The organism is Pseudomonas sp. (assembly GCF_041601375.1).
GTDB lineage: Bacteria > Pseudomonadota > Gammaproteobacteria > Pseudomonadales > Pseudomonadaceae > Aquipseudomonas.
In genome coordinates, this window is record NZ_JBFIIG010000086.1 from 1 (window position 1) to 17,013 (window position 17,013).

The following is a 17,013-nucleotide window of genomic DNA, read 5'->3' on the forward strand; positions in this document are numbered from 1 at the left end:
CACTTGGAAAACCTGCTTTGCCAGGTCAACACCGATTCGGTTAAGTTTCATGATGACTCCTCCCTTCGTGACTGCTTGTCTTGACAACTTCAGTCTGGCGCATTGACGCCGTAGGAGGGAGGAGTCCATTTCATTGGGCTAGAGGCCTGGATCAGCAGCGCACGCCCAGCCCCGGATAAGCGCTACACTCTTCGGCCCAGAGACCGGAGCCGATCATGTCCCACCCATTTGCCGCACTGACCCCCGACCTGGTACTGGATGCCGTGGAGAGCATTGGCTACCTCAGCGATGCCCGCATCCTGGCGCTCAACAGCTACGAAAACCGCGTCTACCAGGTGGGTATCGAGGACGAAACACCGCTGATTGCCAAGTTCTACCGGCCGCAGCGCTGGACCGACGCGGCGATTCGCGAGGAGCACAGCTTCACCTTCGAGCTGGCCGAGTGCGAGGTGCCGGTGGTGGCGCCACTGGTGCGCGATGGCGAGACCCTGTTCGAGCATGCGGGCTTTCGCTTCACCCTGTTCCCGCGGCGCGGCGGCCGCGCACCTGAGCCGGGCAATCTGGAGCAACTCTACCGCCTCGGCCAGTTGCTCGGCCGCCTGCATGCGGTCGGTTCGCTGCGGCCCTTCGCCCACCGCGAAGCCTTGCAGGTGGAAAACTTCGGCCACGCCTCGCTGGCCACCCTGCTCGAGGGCAACTTCATCCCGCGCAGCCTGCTGCCGGCCTACGAATCGGTGGCCCGTGACCTGCTCAAACGCCTCGATACGCTGTTCGCCGACAACCCGGTGCAGGCGATTCGTCTGCACGGCGATTGCCACCCCGGCAACCTGCTGTGCCGCGACGACACCTTCCATATGGTCGACCTCGACGACTGCCGCATGGGCCCCGCCGTGCAGGACCTGTGGATGATGCTGGCCGGCGAGCGCCACGAGCGCCTCAGCCAGCTGTCCGAACTGATGGACGGCTATCAGGAGTTCCACGACTTCAATCCGCGCGAACTGCCACTGATCGAAGGCCTGCGCTCCCTGCGCCTGATGCACTACAGCGCATGGCTGGCGCGGCGCTGGGACGACCCGGCATTCCCCCACAGCTTCCCCTGGTTCGGCAGCGAACGCTATTGGGGCGAACAGGTATTGATGCTGCGCGAGCAACTGGCGGCGCTGGACGAGGAGCCGCTCAGGCTGTTCTAGGCCGCGCAGCTGGTTTGTAGGGTGCGCCGCGCGCACCAAGAATCCGCGAACCAGGCAGGTGCGCACAGCGCCCCCCCTACCCGTTAACGCCCAGGCGACAGCTAACAGGCCTATCGCCCGGCAATGGTCTGCCAGCATTACAGCGCAACAGTTACACCCTCCCCCGTAAAGACAGCTTTACGGGAAAAGGTGGTGCGGCCGGGGGAAAAAACCTGGCCGCCCGGACAGGGGCCGGCCTTGCGCATAGAATGCTGCCTCCCCTGCCAGTTGCCCGAAAAAGGATTCTGCATGGCCACCGCCAACCCGCGTCGCGGGTACATTCTCGGCCTGACCGCCTACTGCATCTGGGGCCTGTTCCCGCTCTATTTCAAAGCCATCCAGCACATCCCGGCGCTGGAGATCGTGGTCCACCGCGCACTCTGGTCGGCAGTCTTCGGCGCCGCGTTGTTGCTGGTCTGGAAACACCCGGGCTGGCTGCGCGAACTGCGCGACCACCCCAAGCGCCTGGGCGTGTTGGCGGCCTGCGGCCTGCTGATCGCCTGCAACTGGCTGGTGTACGTGTGGGCGGTGAATAACGAGCGCATGCTCGAAGCCAGCCTCGGCTACTACATCAATCCGCTGGTCAATGTGTTGCTCGGCCTGCTGCTGCTCGGCGAACGCCTGCGCCGCCTGCAATGGCTGGCGGTCGGTCTCGCCGCCGTGGGCGTGGCGCAGCAGGTGTGGCAGCTCGGCAGCCTGCCCTGGGTGTCGCTGGTGCTGGCATTGAGCTTCGGTTGCTACGGCCTGATCCGCAAACAGGCGCCGGTCGCCGCACTGCCCGGCCTGGTGGTGGAAACCTGGCTGCTGCTGCCATTGGCGATCGGCTGGCTGCTCTGGCATCCGGCCGCGATGGGCAGCCAGGCCGAGTTCTGGAGCACGCCCGCAGCCCTCTGGCTGGTCGCGGCCGGGCCCATCACCCTGATCCCGCTGGTGTGCTTCAACGCCGCCGCGCGCCACCTGCCCTACGCCACCCTGGGCTTTCTGCAATACATCACCCCGACCCTGATCCTGATCCTGGCGGTCGCGGTGTTCGGCGAGCGCTTCGACCCGAGCAAGCTGCTGGCCTTTATCTGCATCTGGGCCGGTCTGGCGCTCTACAGCGTCGATGCCTGGCTGACCCTGCGCAAGCGCGAAGGCTGATCCCGTAGGAGCGCGGGGGACGCCGAGCCCCCGCCCCTACACCAACACCAACGCAACGCTGTACAAAAAACGTTCAGCCACCTGCATGCCGCGTCAATCCTGGCGTGCAGCCATCCATCCCGACCTTATCCACAGAAGCATCCCCGGTCTGTGTGCACAAGTTATTGAAACAGCTGCTTTTTTAACCAGATCCCGGAGAGCTGCGGGGCACTAACCGGGGAGCCGGAACTCCCCAGCTTATCCACAGCGATACCCACGCCAAGCGTGGATATGTGCACAGCTGCAACCCTTATCCCACATCGGTGCGCAGGTTGAGCTCCACCATCAGGTCGTCGGCGAGGGTTTCCAGCTTGGCCTGCAACACATCCAGGGACAACTCCAGCGGCACCGCCAGCTGCGCTTCGGCGTGGAACAGCAACTCGCTGCTCATCGGTGCCGGCGCCACTTCGGTGCTCAGGCTTTCCAGGTTGACCCCGTGCTCGGCGAGCAAGCGGGTGATGTCGCGGATGATGCCCGGCCGGTCATTGCCGACCAGATCGAGATGAATCGGTTTCCAGTTGCCGGAGGGTTCGGCGGCGCCTTGCTCCAATAGCACGCGGATCCCCTCGGCGCTCAGGCCCTGCAGCGCCTCGACCAGCTCGGCGCGGGCCGTGGCCGGCACCGCGACGCGCAGAATCCCGGCGAACTGGCCGGCCATGCGCGACATGCGACTTTCCAGCCAGTTGCCGCCGTGGTCGGCCACGCACTGGGCGAGACGCTCGACCAGACCGGGTTGATCCTTGGCGATGACCGTTAGTACCAGATGATCCATGGCAAGCCTCTCGTTATCGTTCAGCAGTCAGGTTGTGCAGAGCCGTGCGTACGGCAGCGGCTCCGCGTTCAGTCGGGCGGCGGCAAGGTCAGCCAATAGGTGTGGAACAGCTCGTCGCGCACATAGCCGAGTCGCTCGTACAACGCCTGCCCGGCCAGATTGCTCTTCGCCGTCTGCAACTGCAAACCGCAGGCCCCAGTGGATTCGGCATGGGTGCGGGCGGTGTTCATCAGCGCTTCGCCAACCCCCCGACGCCTGGCGGCCTCGAGCACATAGAGGTCGCTCAACAGCCAGGCCGGCTGCAGCGCCAGCGAAGCCTGGAACGGGTAAAGCTGGACGAAGCCAAGCGCCACCCCCTGCGGGTCACGCGCCAGGAACAGCTGCGAGTCGCCCCGACTCAGGCGCTGCGTCAGAAAAACCCGGATCGCCGCCAGCGGCTTATCCTCGCGGTAGAACTGCAGATAGCCGGCAAACAAGCGGATCAGGTCGTCGAGATCGGCCGGGCCAGCCGGATGTATGTGCATCGTTCACTTCCTCCGCTAACTCAGATCGCGCAGTGCCGGCATTTGCGCTTGGCGACCCCTGCCGTCGTCGCAGTATAGAAGCGCCCCGCAAGGCCGACAGAATTAATGTGTACCGTTTTAAATGTTTTATGAAACAATAATTGCCATTTCTGAGAACACAGCGTCCTCGCAATGACTGCAGAGCGTCTCTTGGTCGCACAACGACGCGCACCCACTGATTTTCCAAGAATCTTGATGTAGTATGCCGCGCCTTGGACTACAAGACTTAAACCCCAGGTCCGAAGCGGCTATCGAGTAGAGCTGAAGAGCTGAGCAGAGTGAGGCAAGTGATGACTGAACGCGTTCAAGTAGGTGGCCTGCAGGTCGCCAAAGTGCTGTTCGACTTCGTGAACAACGAAGCCATCCCCGGTACCGGCATCGCTGCCGACAAGTTCTGGACCGGCGTCGAGGCCGTGATCAACGAACTGGCCCCGAAAAACCGCGCCCTGCTCGCCAAGCGCGACCAGATCCAGGCGCAGATCGACGCCTGGCACCAGGCCCGCACCGGTCAGGCCCACGACGCCGTCGCCTATAAGGCCTTCCTCGAAGAAATCGGCTACCTGCTGCCGCAGCCGGCCGACTTCCAGGCCAGCACCGAGAACGTCGACGAGGAAATCGCCCGTCTGGCCGGCCCGCAGCTGGTAGTACCGGTGATGAACGCGCGTTTCGCCCTGAATGCCTCCAACGCCCGCTGGGGCTCGCTGTACGATGCCCTCTACGGCACCGACGCGATCAGCGAAGCAGGCGGTGCCGAGAAAGGCAAGGGTTACAACAAGGTTCGCGGCGACAAGGTCATCGCCTTCGCCCGCGCCTTCCTCGACCAGGCTGCACCGCTGGCCGCCGGCTCCCACGTCGACGCCACCGGCTACCGCATCGAAGCCGGCAAACTGCTGGTCAGCCTCAAGGGCGGCAGCAACAGCGGCCTGCTCGACGACAGCCAGTTGGCCGGTTTCCAGGGCGACGCCCAGGCGCCGATCGCCGTGCTGCTCAAACACAACGGCCTGCACTTCGAAATCCAGATCGACGCCAGCACCCCGGTCGGCCAGACCGATGCCGCCGGGGTCAAGGACTTGCTGATGGAAGCGGCGCTGACCACCATCATGGACTGCGAAGACTCGATCGCCGCGGTCGATGCCGACGACAAGGTGGTGGTCTACCGCAACTGGCTGGGCCTGATGAAAGGCGACCTGGCCGAGAACGTGTCCAAGGGTGGCCAGACCTTCACCCGCACCATGAACCCGGACCGGGTCTACACCCAGGCCGACGGCAGCGAGCTGACCCTGCACGGGCGCAGCCTGCTGTTCATCCGCAACGTCGGTCACCTGATGACCATCGACGCGATCGTCGACAGCCAGGGCTTCGAGGTACCGGAAGGCATCATGGACGGACTGCTGACCAGCCTGATCGCCGTCCACAACCTCAATGGCAACACCAGCCGCAAGAACACCCGCACCGGCTCGATCTACATCGTCAAGCCGAAGATGCACGGCCCGGAAGAAGTCGCCTTCACCAGCGAACTGTTCGGCCGCGTCGAGGACGTCCTCAGCCTGCCGCGCAACACCCTGAAAGTCGGCATCATGGACGAAGAGCGGCGCACCACGGTCAACCTCAAGGCCTGCATCAAGGAGGCCTCCGAGCGCGTGGTGTTCATCAACACCGGCTTCCTCGACCGCACCGGCGACGAGATCCACACCTCGATGGAAGCCGGCGCCATGGTGCGCAAGGCCGCCATGAAGAGCCAGAAGTGGATCGCCGCCTACGAGGACAACAACGTCGACGTCGGCCTGGCCTGCGGCCTGCAGGGCCGTGCACAGATCGGCAAGGGCATGTGGGCCATGCCCGACCTGATGGCGGCGATGCTCGAGCAGAAGATCGCCCACCCGCTGGCCGGCGCCAACACCGCCTGGGTCCCCTCGCCGACCGCGGCCGCGCTGCACGTGCTGCACTACCACCAGGTCGACGTGTTCGCCCGCCAGGCCGAACTGGCCAAGCGTGCGCCGGCGTCGCTGGACGACATCCTGAGCATCCCCCTGGCCGCCGAGACCAACTGGACGCCCGAGGAAATCCAGAACGAACTGGACAACAACTCGCAGGGCATCCTCGGTTACGTGGTGCGCTGGATCGACCAGGGCGTCGGCTGCTCCAAGGTGCCGGACATCAACGACATCGGCCTGATGGAAGACCGCGCCACCCTGCGCATCTCCAGCCAGCACATGGCCAACTGGCTGCGCCACGGCGTAGTCACCCTTGAGCAGGTGGTCGAGAGCCTCAAGCGCATGGCGCCGGTGGTCGATCGGCAGAACGCCGGCGACCCGCTGTACCGCCCGCTGGCGCCGGACTTCGACGGCAACATCGCCTTCCAGGCGGCCCTGGAACTGGTGGTCGAGGGCACCAAGCAGCCCAACGGCTATACCGAGCCGGTGCTGCACCGTCGCCGCCGCGAGTTCAAGGCGAAGAACGGCCTGTAATCCGCTGCTGCCGCAACACCGAAAAGCCGCCCTCCGGGGCGGTTTTTTTGTGCCTGGGCACCGGCCTTCTAGACTTACGTCCAATGGGCACCCCGGCCGATGGGGCAGACCATAGTCATTCACAGTTGCTTCGAGGCCGCGCGGCATGAGCAAAGCGGACGCTTACACCCAGGCGGGCAAGACAGCGGTGTTGCAGAACATCCACGGCACCGTGGAGTTCCTGCAGAAATACCCCCCGTTCAACCAGATGGACCTGGCCCACCTGGCCTACCTGGTGGAAAACTGCCAGCTGCGCTTCTACAGCGCGGGCGAGACCATCATCAAGCCGACCGATGGCCCGGTCGAATCCTTCTACATCGTCAAGCAGGGCCATGTGCATGGCGAGCGTCCGCACTCGGCCAAGCGCGGCAGCGAAACCACCTTCGAAATCACCAGCGGCGAATGCTTCCCGCTGGCCGCGCTGATCGGCGAGCGCGCCACCCGCACCGAACACCTGGCGGCCGAGGACACCTTCTGCCTGCTGCTGAACAAGCCGGCCTTCGTCAAGCTGTTCTCGCTGTCCAACCCGTTTCGCGACTTCGCCTTGCGCGGGGTCAGCAGCCTGCTCGACCAGGTCAACCAGCAGGTACAGATGCGCGCCGTGGAAAGCCTCGGCGCGCAGTACTCGCTGGACAGCCGCCTGGGTGAACTGGCCATGCGCCAGCCGATCAGTTGCCCGCCGGCCACACCGCTGCGCAAGGCCGTGCAGCTGATGCACGAGCAGCACGTCGGCTGCATCGTCATCGTCGATCCGGCGCTCAAACCCCTGGGCATCTTCACCCTGCGCGACCTGCGCCGGGTGATCGCCGACGGCAGCTCGCTGGATCAGCCGATCGACAGCCTGATGACGCTCGAGCCTTTCTATCTGCCGCCCGACGCCAGCGCCTTCGAGGCGGCGATCGCCATGACCGAGCGGCATATCGCCCACATCTGTCTGGTCGAACACGAGCGCCTGTGCGGCGTGGTCTCCGAGCGCGATCTGTTCTCCCTGCAGCGGGTCGACCTGGTCCATCTGGCGCGCACCATCCGCCATGCCGGCTCGGTCGAGACCCTGGCCGCGCTGCGCAACGACATCCAGCAACTGGTCGAGCGCATGCTCGCCCACGGCGCCAGCTCGACCCAGATCACTCACATCATCACCCTGTTCAACGACCACACCGTGTGCCGGGTGATCGAGCTGACCCTGGAAGACCTCGGCGACCCCGGCGTGCCCTTCACCTGGCTGTGCTTCGGCAGCGAGGGCCGCCGCGAACAGACTCTGCACACCGACCAGGACAACGGCATCCTGTTCGAGGCCGCCGACTCGGTGACCGCCGCCGACATGCGCAGACGCCTGCTGCCGCTGGCCGTCGAAATCAACCAGCGCTTGGCCCAGTGCGGTTTCACCCTGTGCAAGGGCAACATCATGGCCGGCAACCCGGAGCTGTGCCTGTCGCGCCACGAGTGGACGCGGCGCTTCAACAGCTTTATCGATGAGGCGACCCCGGAGAACCTGCTCAAATCGAGCATCTACTTCGACCTGCGGGTGGTCTGGGGCGATGCTCACGGCTGTGACCTGGTGCGCCAGGGTCTGCTCAAGCAGATCGCGGGCAACAGCCTGTTCCAGCGCATGATGGCCGAGAACGCCCTGCGCCAGCGCCCGCCGCTGGGGCTGTTCCGCGATTTCGTGGTGGCCCGCAAAGGCGCCGAGAAAGACACCCTCGACCTCAAGGTGCAGGGCCTGACCCCCTTCGTCGATGGCGCCCGTCTGCTGGCCCTGGCCCACGGCGTCGAAGGCTGCAACACCCTGGAGCGCCTGCGCGAGCTGATCGCCAAGGGGGTGATCGAGCCGCTCGACGGCGCCGCCTATGAAGAGGCCTACCACTTCATCCAGCAGACGCGCATGCAACAGCATCAGCTGCAAGCCAAGCAGGATCGGCCCTACTCCAACCGCATCGATCCGGACAGCCTCAACCAGCTGGACAGACGCATCCTGCGCGAAGCCTTCCGCCAGGCCCAGCGCCTGCAAAGCAGCCTGACGCTGCGCTATCAGCTATGAGTCAGTTCACCTGGTTCAGCGGCCGCGGCCCCGCCCTGCTCGAAGCGCAACTGGATCGGCGCATCGGTTTGGCCGCACCGGCCAGCCTCGATCAGCGGCCGCTGGGCGAACAGCGCCTGGTGGTGCTCGATCTGGAAACCAGCGGCTTCGACATGAAGCGCGACCAGTTGCTGTCGATCGGTGCGGTGGTGATCGAAGGCGGCGCCATCGACCTCGGCCAGCAGTTCGAATGCACCCTGCAACGCCTCGACCACAAGGTCGGCCCCAGCGTGCTGATCCACGGCCTGGCGCCCAGCCAGATCGCCGCCGGCAGCGAGCCGGCCGAGGCCCTGCTGGCCTTTATGGAGTACCTCGGCGACAGCCCGCTGCTGGCCTTCCACGCCGGTTTCGACCAGCGCATGCTCGCGCGCGCGCTCAAGCAGAGCCTGGGCTACAGCCTGCGCCACCGCTTCTTCGATGTCGCCGAACTGGCGCCGCTGCTCTGCCCGCAGGCGAAGATCCCGCGCGGCGGACTGGACGACTGGACCCGCTATTTCGGCCTGCAGGCGCAGCAGCGCCATCACGCCAGCGCCGACGCCCTGGTCACCGCCGAGCTGGCCCTGATCCTGTTCAGCAAGGCGCGCCAGCAACAACTCGACAGCCTGCTGGCCCTGCACCAGCGCCTGGCCAGCTGGCGCCGGCGCCAGCGCGCTCACTCCCTTTGATGTATGGGGCGCACGGCGCTCACGCCTAGGCTGTCACTCGCCGCAGGCAGTGCAGCATCGGTTGCCTGGCGCGGCACAAAAGCCGGCGGGCTGTCGCTTCGCGCCGAGGCCGCCCTACGGTTTCCGCGGGTATCGCGTAATTTTGACTATCCCGCGGTCCGTAGGGTGTCACTCGCCACAGGCAGTGCACCATCGGTTGCTCGGCGCGGCATAACAGCTGGTGGGCTGTCGCGGCGCTCCGAACGGGTATCCGCCCGTTCCGTGGCAACCCACACTCCGTAGGGTGTCACTCGCCGCAGGCAGTGCACCATCGGTTGCTTGGTGCGCCGCAATAACGAACGGGTTATCGCTGCGCATCTGAGCGATCAGCGGCACGCCCCCCCCCCAGCAGGACGACCTGGTGGATGATGCGCTTTGCATCCACCCACCCAGCGCACAGGTGGCGGGGTAACGCGCAGCCTCCCTAGAGATCGCGCATCAGCAACCCGTACTCCAACCGCACCTCGGCTGGCAGCGCCAGGTAGACCACATGGCCGTCGCCCGGCGCCACGTCGATTGCCTGGCCCTGGCGATTCTCCAGGGCATCCAGGCGCAGGCGCAGGTTGCCCTGGGGCGTCATCAGTTCCAGACCATCGCCGAGGGCGAAGCGGTTCTTCACCCGCACTTCGGCCAGCTCGCCACGGCGTTCGCCGGTCAGTTCGCCGACGAACTGCTGGCGTTCGGAAACCGAGCTGCCGCGCTCGTAGTTCTGGTATTCGTCATGCACGTGACGACGCAGAAACCCCTCGGTGTAACCGCGGTGGGCCAGGGATTCCAGGGTGCCCATCAGCGACTTGTCGAACGGCCGGCCGGCCACAGCATCGTCGATCGCCTTGCGGTAGACCTGGGCGGTGCGCGCCACGTAGTAATGGGATTTGGTCCGGCCCTCGATCTTCAGCGAATGCACGCCCATCTGCACCAGGCGCTCGACGTGCTGCACCGCGCGCAGATCCTTGGAATTCATGATGTAGGTGCCGTGTTCGTCTTCAAAGGCGGCCATCTGCTCGCCGGGGCGGCTACCGTCTTCGAGGAGAAACACCTGATCGGTCGGCGCGCCTGCACCCAGGGTCGGCTCGACGAGGCGCACGATATCGCCCAGCTCGTTCTCCTGCGCCGTTTCGGCCTTGTACTGCCAGCGGCAGGCGTTGGTGCAGCTGCCCTGGTTGGGGTCGCGCTTGTTGATGTAGCCGGACAGCAGGCAGCGTCCGGAATAGGCCATGCACAACGCGCCGTGGACGAAGACTTCCAGCTCCATCTCCGGCACTTCGCTGCGGATCTCACCGATCTCCTCCAGCGACAGTTCGCGCGACAGAATCACCCGAGAGAGGCCCTGCTGCTGCCAGAACCTGACGCTGGCCCAGTTCACCGCATTGGCCTGCACCGACAGGTGGATCGGCATCTGCGGGAAGTGTTCGCGCACCAGCATGATCAGGCCGGGGTCGGACATGATCAGCGCATCCGGGCCCATCTCGATCACCGGAGCCAGATCCTTGAGGAAGGTCTTCAGCTTGGCGTTGTGCGGCGCGATATTGACCACCACATAGAACTGCTTGCCCTGGGCATGGGCCTCGGCAATCCCCAGGGCCAGGTGGCGGTGGTCGAACTCGTTGTTGCGCACCCGCAGGCTGTAACGCGGCTGCCCGGCATAGACCGCATCGGCGCCATAGGCGAAGGCGAAGCGCATGTTCTTCAGGGTGCCGGCCGGGGACAGCAGTTCGGGGTAACGGGGTGAGGAGGCCATATGCCGCACGCTCGAAAATCCAGGGGTCGCGATTTTAAGGGCGTGATGGCCGATCGACCTTGATCTGCATCTATAAAAAGCCGGAATCCCGCACACAGCAAAACGCCCCGTTTCCGGGGCGTTCTGTTTAGCGCTTTAGCACTCAGTGATCGATCGCAGCGCCTGCCCCACGGGGGATGCGGATGTCTTCGATGATGTGCTGGATATGCTCCGGCGGTGCGGCGGTGATCTGGGCCACTGCGATGGCAGCGATGAAGTTGAAGATCATGCCCAGGGTACCGATGCCTTCAGGCGAGATACCGAACCACCAGTCAGCCGGCCCGGCAGTCGGGAAGATGAACTTGTAGTAGACGATATAGCTGAAGGTGAAGGCCAGACCGACCACCATGCCGGCAATCGCGCCTTCCTTGTTCATCTTCTTGGAAAAAATCCCCATGACGATGGCCGGGAAGAACGAGGCCGCGGCAAGGCCGAAGGCGAACGCCACCACCTGCGCCACGAAGGCCGGCGGGTAGATACCGAACAGGCCGGCCACCAGCACCGCCACACCTGCCGCCAGACGTGCGGCGAGCAGCTCCTTCTTCTCGCTGATGTTGGGCATCAGGTTGCTCTTGAGCAGGTCATGCGAGATCGAGGTGGAAATCACCAAGAGCAAGCCCGCAGCGGTCGACAGTGCCGCCGCCAGACCACCCGCGGCGATCAGGGCGATCACCCAGCCCGGCAAACCGGCGATTTCCGGGTTGGCCAGCACCATGATGTCGCGGTCCACGTAGAACTCGGTAGCCGCTTCGGTCGGTGCGTTGGTCACCACGCGCTCGCCACTTTCTCCAGTTTCGCCGGCGAAAGTCGGCGCCCCCACGAATGGAGCGCCTGGGCCGTACTGGATCTTGCCGTCACCGTTCTTGTCCATCCAGGCGATAAGACCGGATTTCTCCCAGTTCTTCACCCACTGCGGCGCTTCGCTGTATTGCAGCTCAGGAATGCTGGTCAACAGGTTGATCCGGGCAAAAGCCGCGATAGCAGGAGCGGTGGTGTAGAGAATGGCAATGAACAGCAGGGCATAACCGGCGGACAGACGGGCTGCACGCACGGTCGGGGTGGTGAAGAAGCGTACGATCACGTGTGGCAGACCGGCAGTACCGACCATCAGCGCCATGGTGATGAAGAACACGTCGATGGTCGACTTCTTGCCATCGGTGTAGGTGTCGAAGCCCAGTTCGGTGCTCAGGCCATTGAGGCGTTCGAGTACCGAGGTGCTGGTGCCGACCACATCGCTGCCGAAGCCCAGTTGCGGGATCGGGTTACCGGTGATCATCATCGAGATGTAGATCGCCGGCACCATGTAGGCGAAGATCATCACGCAGTACTGCGCCACCTGGGTGTAGGTGATGCCCTTCATGCCGCCGAGTACGGAGTAGAAGAACACGATGCACATGCCGATCACTACGCCGGTGTTGATGTCCACTTCCAGGTAACGGGAGAAGACGATACCGACGCCGCGCATCTGCCCGGCCACGTAGGTGAAGGAGATGAAGATCACGCAGATCACCGCCACCAGTCGCGCGGTCTGCGAGTAGTAACGCTCGCCGATGAAATCCGGCACGGTGAACTTGCCGAACTTGCGCAGGTAGGGTGCCAGGCACATGGCCAGGAGCACGTAACCGCCGGTCCAGCCCATCAGGTACACGCTACCATCGAGGCCGACGAAGGAGATGATCCCCGCCATGGAGATGACCGACGCCGCCGACATCCAGTCGGCGCCGGTGGCCATGCCGTTGAGGATCGGGTGTACGCCCTTGCTGGCGACGTAGTATTCACTGGTGGAACCGGCCCGGGTGTACAACGCGATGCCAATATAGAGCGCAAAAGTCGCGCCGACGAACAGGTAGATCAGAGTTTGGGTATCCATGTTCGGCGCCTTATTCTTCGTGGACGTCGTGCTTGCGGTCGTACTGATTCATCTTCCACACGTAGAAGAAAATCATCGCCACGAACACATAGATTGACCCCTGCTGGGCAAACCAGAAGCCCAGAGGGAACCCGAAGAACTGAATGGTATTGAGTTGATCGACGAACAGAATCCCGGCGCCGAATGACACTGAGAACCAGACGGCCAGCAGGATCAACATCAGTCGCAGGTTATCTTTCCAGTAGGCCTTGGCGGCCTCTTGCTTGGATACGGACATGTGAGGGACTCCTCGTTTTTGTTGTTTTGACCCTTGCAACTTAGCAGTACCAGTGGCGACCGCCAGTGCGACTTTGGTCGAGTGCCCGCGCCCTGCCACTTGCAGAAGGCGTGCAAGCCCCCAATTGCGCGACGTTCAGGCACAAAACCCGGCAGGGCCGGCACTGCCGCCCCTACCAAGGTCGAATGCGCGGGAGCCGCTCAAGTCCGGGATTCGCGGAGCAACCGGCGACTGCCGTAGCGGCTGTGCCCGCAATCGGTAACCTTCGGCCGGTTTTCCGGTCCATAACGCTATGCACCTCTGCTTCGGGAGCTCGCCATGAACCGTCTCCTCTTCCTCGGCCTGATTGTCGATGGCCAAGGTGCGGCCTGGGTCACCGACAACGGGCTCAACGCCATCGTCCGGGTCGATGGCGCCGACCTCGGGATCGAGGTGTTTCCCCTGCCGGCCAGCGCGGCCCGGGCCAACCTGAATACCGCCGTGTTCGATGCGCAGGGACGCCTCTGGTTTACCGGGCAAAATGGCTTCTACGGCCGCCTCGACCCGGCCACCCGGCAGATCGAGGTCTGGCCGGCGCCGCTGGGCCGCTGGGCCGCTGGGCCGCGGCCCCTATGGCATCCCGCTACTGAACGGGCAGAGAAAAGGCGATGTCCCGATCAGCCATGGCAACGGCTATCGGCTCTCGATAGCCGCAGCCCGGCGCAACAGCTGGTTCCGGGTAGGGCGGACTCAGGAGCGTAGCGAACAGCCCGCCGCTTGCGCGCAGGGCGTACTGCTGCGCGAGTACGGCCTACGCGCTGTGGCGATTTTTGCCAAGCCGGCTTAGTGTTCCTGCATCCCCACCCTGGAGTCGTTCCATGTCCACACCCAGCATGACCCTGTTCCACTCGCCCTCCTCGCCCTTCGTGCGCAAGGTCATGCTGCTGTTGCACGAGACCGGCCAACTCGGGCGGGTCGCCCTGCAGGAGGTGCAACTGAGCCCGACCAGCCCGAGCGCGGCGGTCAATGCGCTCAACCCGGCCGGCAAGATCCCCGCACTGCGCCTGGCCGACGGCAACGTGCTGTACGACAGCCGGGTGATCCTCGACTACCTCGACCAGCAGCATGTCGGCGAGCCGCTGATCCCGCCGAGCGGCAGCGCGCGCTGGCGGCGCCTGACCCTGGCCGCGCTGGCCGACGCGGTGCTCGATGCCGCGGTGCTGATGCGCTACGAGAGTTTCCTGCGCCCCGAGGACAAGCGCTGGCCCGAGTGGCTGGAGGCCCAGCAGGCGAAGATCGAGCGTGCCCTGGCGCGGCTGGAAGCCGAGGCCATCGCCGAGCTGGCCAGCCACTTCGATATCGCCGCGATCGGCGTCGCCTGCGCCCTCGGCTACCTGGATTTTCGCCAGCCCGAATCCAACTGGCGTCAGCGCTATCCACAACTGGCCGCCTGGTATGCCGAGGTCAGCCAGCGCCCGTCGATGCAGGCCACCCAGCCGCCGGCCTGAGCCCGGCGGCGGGCCATCAGCCATTCTTGGTAGGAGCCAGCTTGCTGGCGATCCGGGCGCGCGGCTGCTCACCTGCTACCCGCGTTTGGCGCGACGCTTGCCCAGCGCCCCGCGCCGGGGCGAACAAGCGGGCGATTCGCCGCGCCAGCAGATGCCCGGCGCGCGCCTCCTCGCGCAAGCCGATATGCCCGCTCATCGCCCGTACCACAGGCGCAAGAGGCCACCGGCCAACAGCAGAGCGAGCTGCCCAAGCGCCGCACACAGACTGAGGAAGGACGGCAGCGCAGGGTTCTGCGCGGCGTCCGCCTGGCCGCTCAGCTCGTGCCAGAACGTCTCGGGCAGCAGGATCAGGCTCAGCTGCGCCAGCGGTTTGCCTGACAGCAGCAGGGCGTCGATCAGGCCGAACTGGCCGGCGAACATCAGGCCGATCAACACCAGCACGGCGACCGCCAGGCCCAGGGCCAGACAGGCAGAAAAGCGCACGAACAAACGCATCATGACGGACTCCCCGCAGTGGCGCAGCCAGGACTGGGCGACGGCTTTTTACCGACGCCGTACCAGTCGAGCTTGCGGGTCAGCACCATCACGCCAGCCAGCACCGCGAAGACCAGCAGCGAGCCCATCAGCAGGGCATAGTCCTCGGCGCCGAGCAGGGCGAACAGCAGGCCATAGAGCGCGCCGAGCAACACCCCGAAGGCCGCGCCGCGACGCCAGCTGTGCAGCACGTGACTGATGTAGAAACCGATCAGGGACACACAGGCCAGCGCCGAAATGGCGTAGGCCCTGGCGAAGCTCAGGTGCTCGGAGAGCGACAGCAACAGCAAATAGAACAGGGCCAGGGCCATGCCCACCAGGGCGTACTGCACCGGGTGCACCGCCATGCGTTTGAGCACCTCGAACAGGAAGAACACGGCGAAGGTCAGGCCGATGAACAACAGGGCATATTTGATCGCCCGCTCGGTCTTCAGGTACTGGTCCACCGGGTCGACAAAGCTCACGCCGAAGTGGCGCGCCGCCAGCCCCTGGCAACTGTCCTTGTGCACACAATCCTGCAGCGCCTCTTGCAGGTTAGTGGCGAAGAAACTGGTCTGCCAATGCGCCTTGAAACCCTGGGCCGACACCTCGCGGCTGCTCGGCAGGTACTCGCCGACAAAGCTCGGGTGCGGCCAGTCGGCACTCAGCTCGACCCGGCTGTCGCGGCCCACCGGGGTGATGCTCAGCTGCTCGGTGCCCTGCAGCTTGAGGTCGAAGGCGAACTCCAGCGCTTGCCCGCCCCGGCTGTCCAGCGCCGGCAAAGGCGCATGCACACCGGCACCGAAACGCTTGTCGCCACTGCCCGGAGCGAAGCCCAGGGTCGTGCCATTCAGGCGCACTTGCAGGTCATTGCCGATGCCGCGGATATCGCTGATACCCACCGCCAGAAACGGCGTGTCGAAGCGGTACAGGTCCAGCTCATCGCCCAGGCCCAGGCGCACCGGCAGCTTGAAGACGCCGCTGATCTGGTTATCGCTGCGGTACAGCAACGCCTTGTAAATGCCCCGCGCGCGCTCCTCGGTGCTCACCTGGCCATTGAGCACGAAACGCTCCGGCAGAAAGTACAGACGCCCGCTGCGCCGCTGCTCCTGCAGATAACGCTCGCCGCTCTTGGCGTGGGTTTTCCACTCCTGCCAGACCTTGGTGTAGGGCTGGACCAGAATGGGGCCGGTGAGCTGTTGGCGATAACTGGAACTGCGGGCGATGTCCTGCAACACCGCCTCGCGCTGATACTGCCGCTCGCTGACCAGCCCGCCGATCATCGACAGGGGAATCAGCAACAGCAGGATCAACAAGGCGATGGCGCCCAGCTTGAAACCCAGAATACGATTCATTGGTGCACGCTCCGATGCGGTTGAGGTGGGCAGAGTCTGGGCAGGCCGGATGGTGGTTTTATGCAGGGCAGATGGAGACTCGATGGAGAGTTCGGGCAACCTGCCCAGGCGCCCGTGGACAGCGACCGGGTAACGGGTTAGCTTGCCGCAACTCCCCAGCCAGCAAGGATGACCGGCCGATGAACCCAGGCAACCCCTACGCCACGCCCCACGCCGCCGTACTGGAGACCCGGGCCCCGGACGACCTGATCGCCGCCCTGCCCGTCTCGGTCAAATGGCGGGCACGCTTTCGCGCCATCCAGCGCGCTGGCGGCGCCCAAATGCCCGACCTCAAGCAGCTCTGTGCCGCCGAACGGCGCGCGGCCTTCAATCCGGAGAGGAACCCGCATGTCCCACGCTGAATATGGCGCCGAAGTGCTCTGGCAACGCGGCGAACAGAACTTTCTCGACAACCGCTACAGCAGAAGGCACCTGCTGCGTTTCGATGGCGGCGTGGAAGTAGCCGGCTCCTCATCGCCCCATGTGGTGCCCGTACCGTTTTCGGATGCGGCGGCGGTGGACCCGGAAGAGGCCTTCGTCGCCTCGCTGTCCAGCTGCCATATGCTCTGGTTTCTCGCCATCGCCGGCCAACAGGGCTTTTGCGTAGACCGCTACCACGACCAGGCGCACGGCCAGATGAGCGCCAATGCCGCCGGCAAGC

The 17,013-nt window shown here is 64.8% G+C and carries 16 protein-coding genes; 9 read left to right on the plus strand and 7 right to left on the minus strand.

The features are described from left to right. Window positions 1-215 precede the first annotated feature (215 nt). On the plus strand, window positions 216-1,190 hold the full coding sequence (locus ABZE94_RS12580) for a serine/threonine protein kinase (protein ID WP_372875859.1): 975 nt from the start codon (window positions 216-218) through the stop codon (window positions 1,188-1,190). A gap of 288 nt (window positions 1,191-1,478) precedes the next feature. After that, a complete protein-coding gene (rarD, locus tag ABZE94_RS12585) occupies window positions 1,479-2,369 on the plus strand; it encodes an EamA family transporter RarD (RefSeq protein WP_372875860.1) in 891 nt (296 codons plus the stop codon). A 289-nt stretch (window positions 2,370-2,658) separates the two neighbouring features. Here rarD and ABZE94_RS12590 read toward each other — a convergent pair whose 3' ends face one another. Then, the gene (locus tag ABZE94_RS12590; protein WP_372875861.1) at window positions 2,659-3,180 is read right to left on the minus strand and encodes a glycine cleavage system protein R; all 522 of its coding nucleotides are present in this window, start codon (window positions 3,178-3,180) and stop codon (window positions 2,659-2,661) included. A 68-nt stretch (window positions 3,181-3,248) separates the two neighbouring features. Next, complete coding sequence (locus ABZE94_RS12595) at window positions 3,249-3,704, minus strand: N-acetyltransferase family protein (protein WP_372875862.1); 456 nt, start codon at window positions 3,702-3,704, stop codon at window positions 3,249-3,251. Window positions 3,705-4,033: 329 nt separating this feature from the next. Here ABZE94_RS12595 and ABZE94_RS12600 point away from each other — a divergent pair, with 329 nt between their 5' ends. The 3 genes from ABZE94_RS12600 (at window position 4,034) to ABZE94_RS12610 (ending at window position 8,992) form a co-directional block, all read left to right on the plus strand. After that, entirely contained in the window at window positions 4,034-6,211 is a 2,178-nt protein-coding gene (locus tag ABZE94_RS12600; RefSeq protein ID WP_372875863.1) for a malate synthase G, read from the plus strand. Between the two features lie 145 nt (window positions 6,212-6,356). Next, window positions 6,357-8,288: a putative nucleotidyltransferase substrate binding domain-containing protein gene (locus ABZE94_RS12605; RefSeq protein WP_372875864.1), complete on the plus strand. Its 1,932-nt coding sequence runs from the start codon at window positions 6,357-6,359 to the stop codon at window positions 8,286-8,288. After that, window positions 8,285-8,992 carry a PolC-type DNA polymerase III gene (locus tag ABZE94_RS12610; RefSeq protein WP_372875865.1) on the plus strand — a complete coding sequence of 236 codons (708 nt, stop codon included), beginning with the start codon at window positions 8,285-8,287 and terminating at the stop codon, window positions 8,990-8,992. Before ABZE94_RS12605 ends, ABZE94_RS12610 begins: the two co-directional genes overlap by 4 nt. A gap of 463 nt (window positions 8,993-9,455) precedes the next feature. Here ABZE94_RS12610 and yegQ read toward each other — a convergent pair whose 3' ends face one another. From yegQ to ABZE94_RS12625, 3 genes are all read right to left on the minus strand, one after another. After that, window positions 9,456-10,772, minus strand: coding sequence for a tRNA 5-hydroxyuridine modification protein YegQ (yegQ, locus tag ABZE94_RS12615; RefSeq protein ID WP_372875866.1), 1,317 nt, complete (start codon window positions 10,770-10,772; stop codon window positions 9,456-9,458). 142 nt (window positions 10,773-10,914) lie between these two features. After that, complete coding sequence (locus ABZE94_RS12620) at window positions 10,915-12,681, minus strand: sodium:solute symporter family protein (RefSeq protein ID WP_372875867.1); 1,767 nt, start codon at window positions 12,679-12,681, stop codon at window positions 10,915-10,917. A gap of 10 nt (window positions 12,682-12,691) precedes the next feature. Further along, window positions 12,692-12,958: a DUF4212 domain-containing protein gene (locus tag ABZE94_RS12625; RefSeq protein WP_271349900.1), complete on the minus strand. Its 267-nt coding sequence runs from the start codon at window positions 12,956-12,958 to the stop codon at window positions 12,692-12,694. A gap of 318 nt (window positions 12,959-13,276) precedes the next feature. Here ABZE94_RS12625 and ABZE94_RS12630 point away from each other — a divergent pair, with 318 nt between their 5' ends. Then, window positions 13,277-13,699 carry a hypothetical protein gene (locus ABZE94_RS12630; protein WP_372875868.1) on the plus strand — a complete coding sequence of 141 codons (423 nt, stop codon included), beginning with the start codon at window positions 13,277-13,279 and terminating at the stop codon, window positions 13,697-13,699. Between the two features lie 116 nt (window positions 13,700-13,815). Beyond that, complete coding sequence (locus tag ABZE94_RS12635; RefSeq protein ID WP_372875869.1) at window positions 13,816-14,445, plus strand: glutathione S-transferase family protein; 630 nt, start codon at window positions 13,816-13,818, stop codon at window positions 14,443-14,445. A 192-nt stretch (window positions 14,446-14,637) separates the two neighbouring features. On the opposite strand, the gene ABZE94_RS12640 is transcribed toward ABZE94_RS12635, so the two are convergent. Together ABZE94_RS12640 and creD are read right to left on the minus strand one after the other, a co-directional pair. Next, window positions 14,638-14,943 (minus strand): hypothetical protein, encoded by a 306-nt coding sequence (locus tag ABZE94_RS12640; RefSeq protein WP_372875870.1) that lies wholly within the window; start codon window positions 14,941-14,943, stop codon window positions 14,638-14,640. Beyond that, entirely contained in the window at window positions 14,940-16,313 is a 1,374-nt protein-coding gene (creD, locus tag ABZE94_RS12645; RefSeq protein WP_372875871.1) for a cell envelope integrity protein CreD, read from the minus strand. Before creD ends, ABZE94_RS12640 begins: the two co-directional genes overlap by 4 nt. Before the next feature lie 179 nt (window positions 16,314-16,492). On the opposite strand from creD, the gene ABZE94_RS12650 reads away from it, so the two are divergent. Both ABZE94_RS12650 and ABZE94_RS12655 read left to right on the plus strand, forming a co-directional pair. Continuing rightward, window positions 16,493-16,714, plus strand: coding sequence for a hypothetical protein (locus ABZE94_RS12650; protein ID WP_372875872.1), 222 nt, complete (start codon window positions 16,493-16,495; stop codon window positions 16,712-16,714). Then, window positions 16,701-17,013, plus strand: a 313-nt coding sequence (locus ABZE94_RS12655; protein ID WP_372875873.1) for an OsmC family protein, incomplete at its 3' end; no start/stop codon positions are given. The genes ABZE94_RS12650 and ABZE94_RS12655, both read left to right, overlap by 14 nt.

Coding starts and splice junctions, on each gene's coding strand:
- ABZE94_RS12620 (WP_372875867.1), bottom strand. CDS start 12,681: ATGGATACCCAAACTCTGATCTACCTGTTCGTCGGCGCGACTTTTGCG.
- creD (WP_372875871.1), bottom strand. CDS start 16,313: ATGAATCGTATTCTGGGTTTCAAGCTGGGCGCCATCGCCTTGTTGATC.
- ABZE94_RS12595 (WP_372875862.1), bottom strand. CDS start 3,704: ATGCACATACATCCGGCTGGCCCGGCCGATCTCGACGACCTGATCCGC.
- ABZE94_RS12590 (WP_372875861.1), bottom strand. CDS start 3,180: ATGGATCATCTGGTACTAACGGTCATCGCCAAGGATCAACCCGGTCTG.
- ABZE94_RS12580 (WP_372875859.1), top strand. CDS start 216: ATGTCCCACCCATTTGCCGCACTGACCCCCGACCTGGTACTGGATGCC.
- ABZE94_RS12600 (WP_372875863.1), top strand. CDS start 4,034: ATGACTGAACGCGTTCAAGTAGGTGGCCTGCAGGTCGCCAAAGTGCTG.
- ABZE94_RS12610 (WP_372875865.1), top strand. CDS start 8,285: ATGAGTCAGTTCACCTGGTTCAGCGGCCGCGGCCCCGCCCTGCTCGAA.
- rarD (WP_372875860.1), top strand. CDS start 1,479: ATGGCCACCGCCAACCCGCGTCGCGGGTACATTCTCGGCCTGACCGCC.
- ABZE94_RS12640 (WP_372875870.1), bottom strand. CDS start 14,943: ATGATGCGTTTGTTCGTGCGCTTTTCTGCCTGTCTGGCCCTGGGCCTG.
- yegQ (WP_372875866.1), bottom strand. CDS start 10,772: ATGGCCTCCTCACCCCGTTACCCCGAACTGCTGTCCCCGGCCGGCACC.
- ABZE94_RS12635 (WP_372875869.1), top strand. CDS start 13,816: ATGTCCACACCCAGCATGACCCTGTTCCACTCGCCCTCCTCGCCCTTC.
- ABZE94_RS12630 (WP_372875868.1), top strand. CDS start 13,277: ATGAACCGTCTCCTCTTCCTCGGCCTGATTGTCGATGGCCAAGGTGCG.
- ABZE94_RS12650 (WP_372875872.1), top strand. CDS start 16,493: ATGAACCCAGGCAACCCCTACGCCACGCCCCACGCCGCCGTACTGGAG.
- ABZE94_RS12605 (WP_372875864.1), top strand. CDS start 6,357: ATGAGCAAAGCGGACGCTTACACCCAGGCGGGCAAGACAGCGGTGTTG.
- ABZE94_RS12625 (WP_271349900.1), bottom strand. CDS start 12,958: ATGTCCGTATCCAAGCAAGAGGCCGCCAAGGCCTACTGGAAAGATAAC.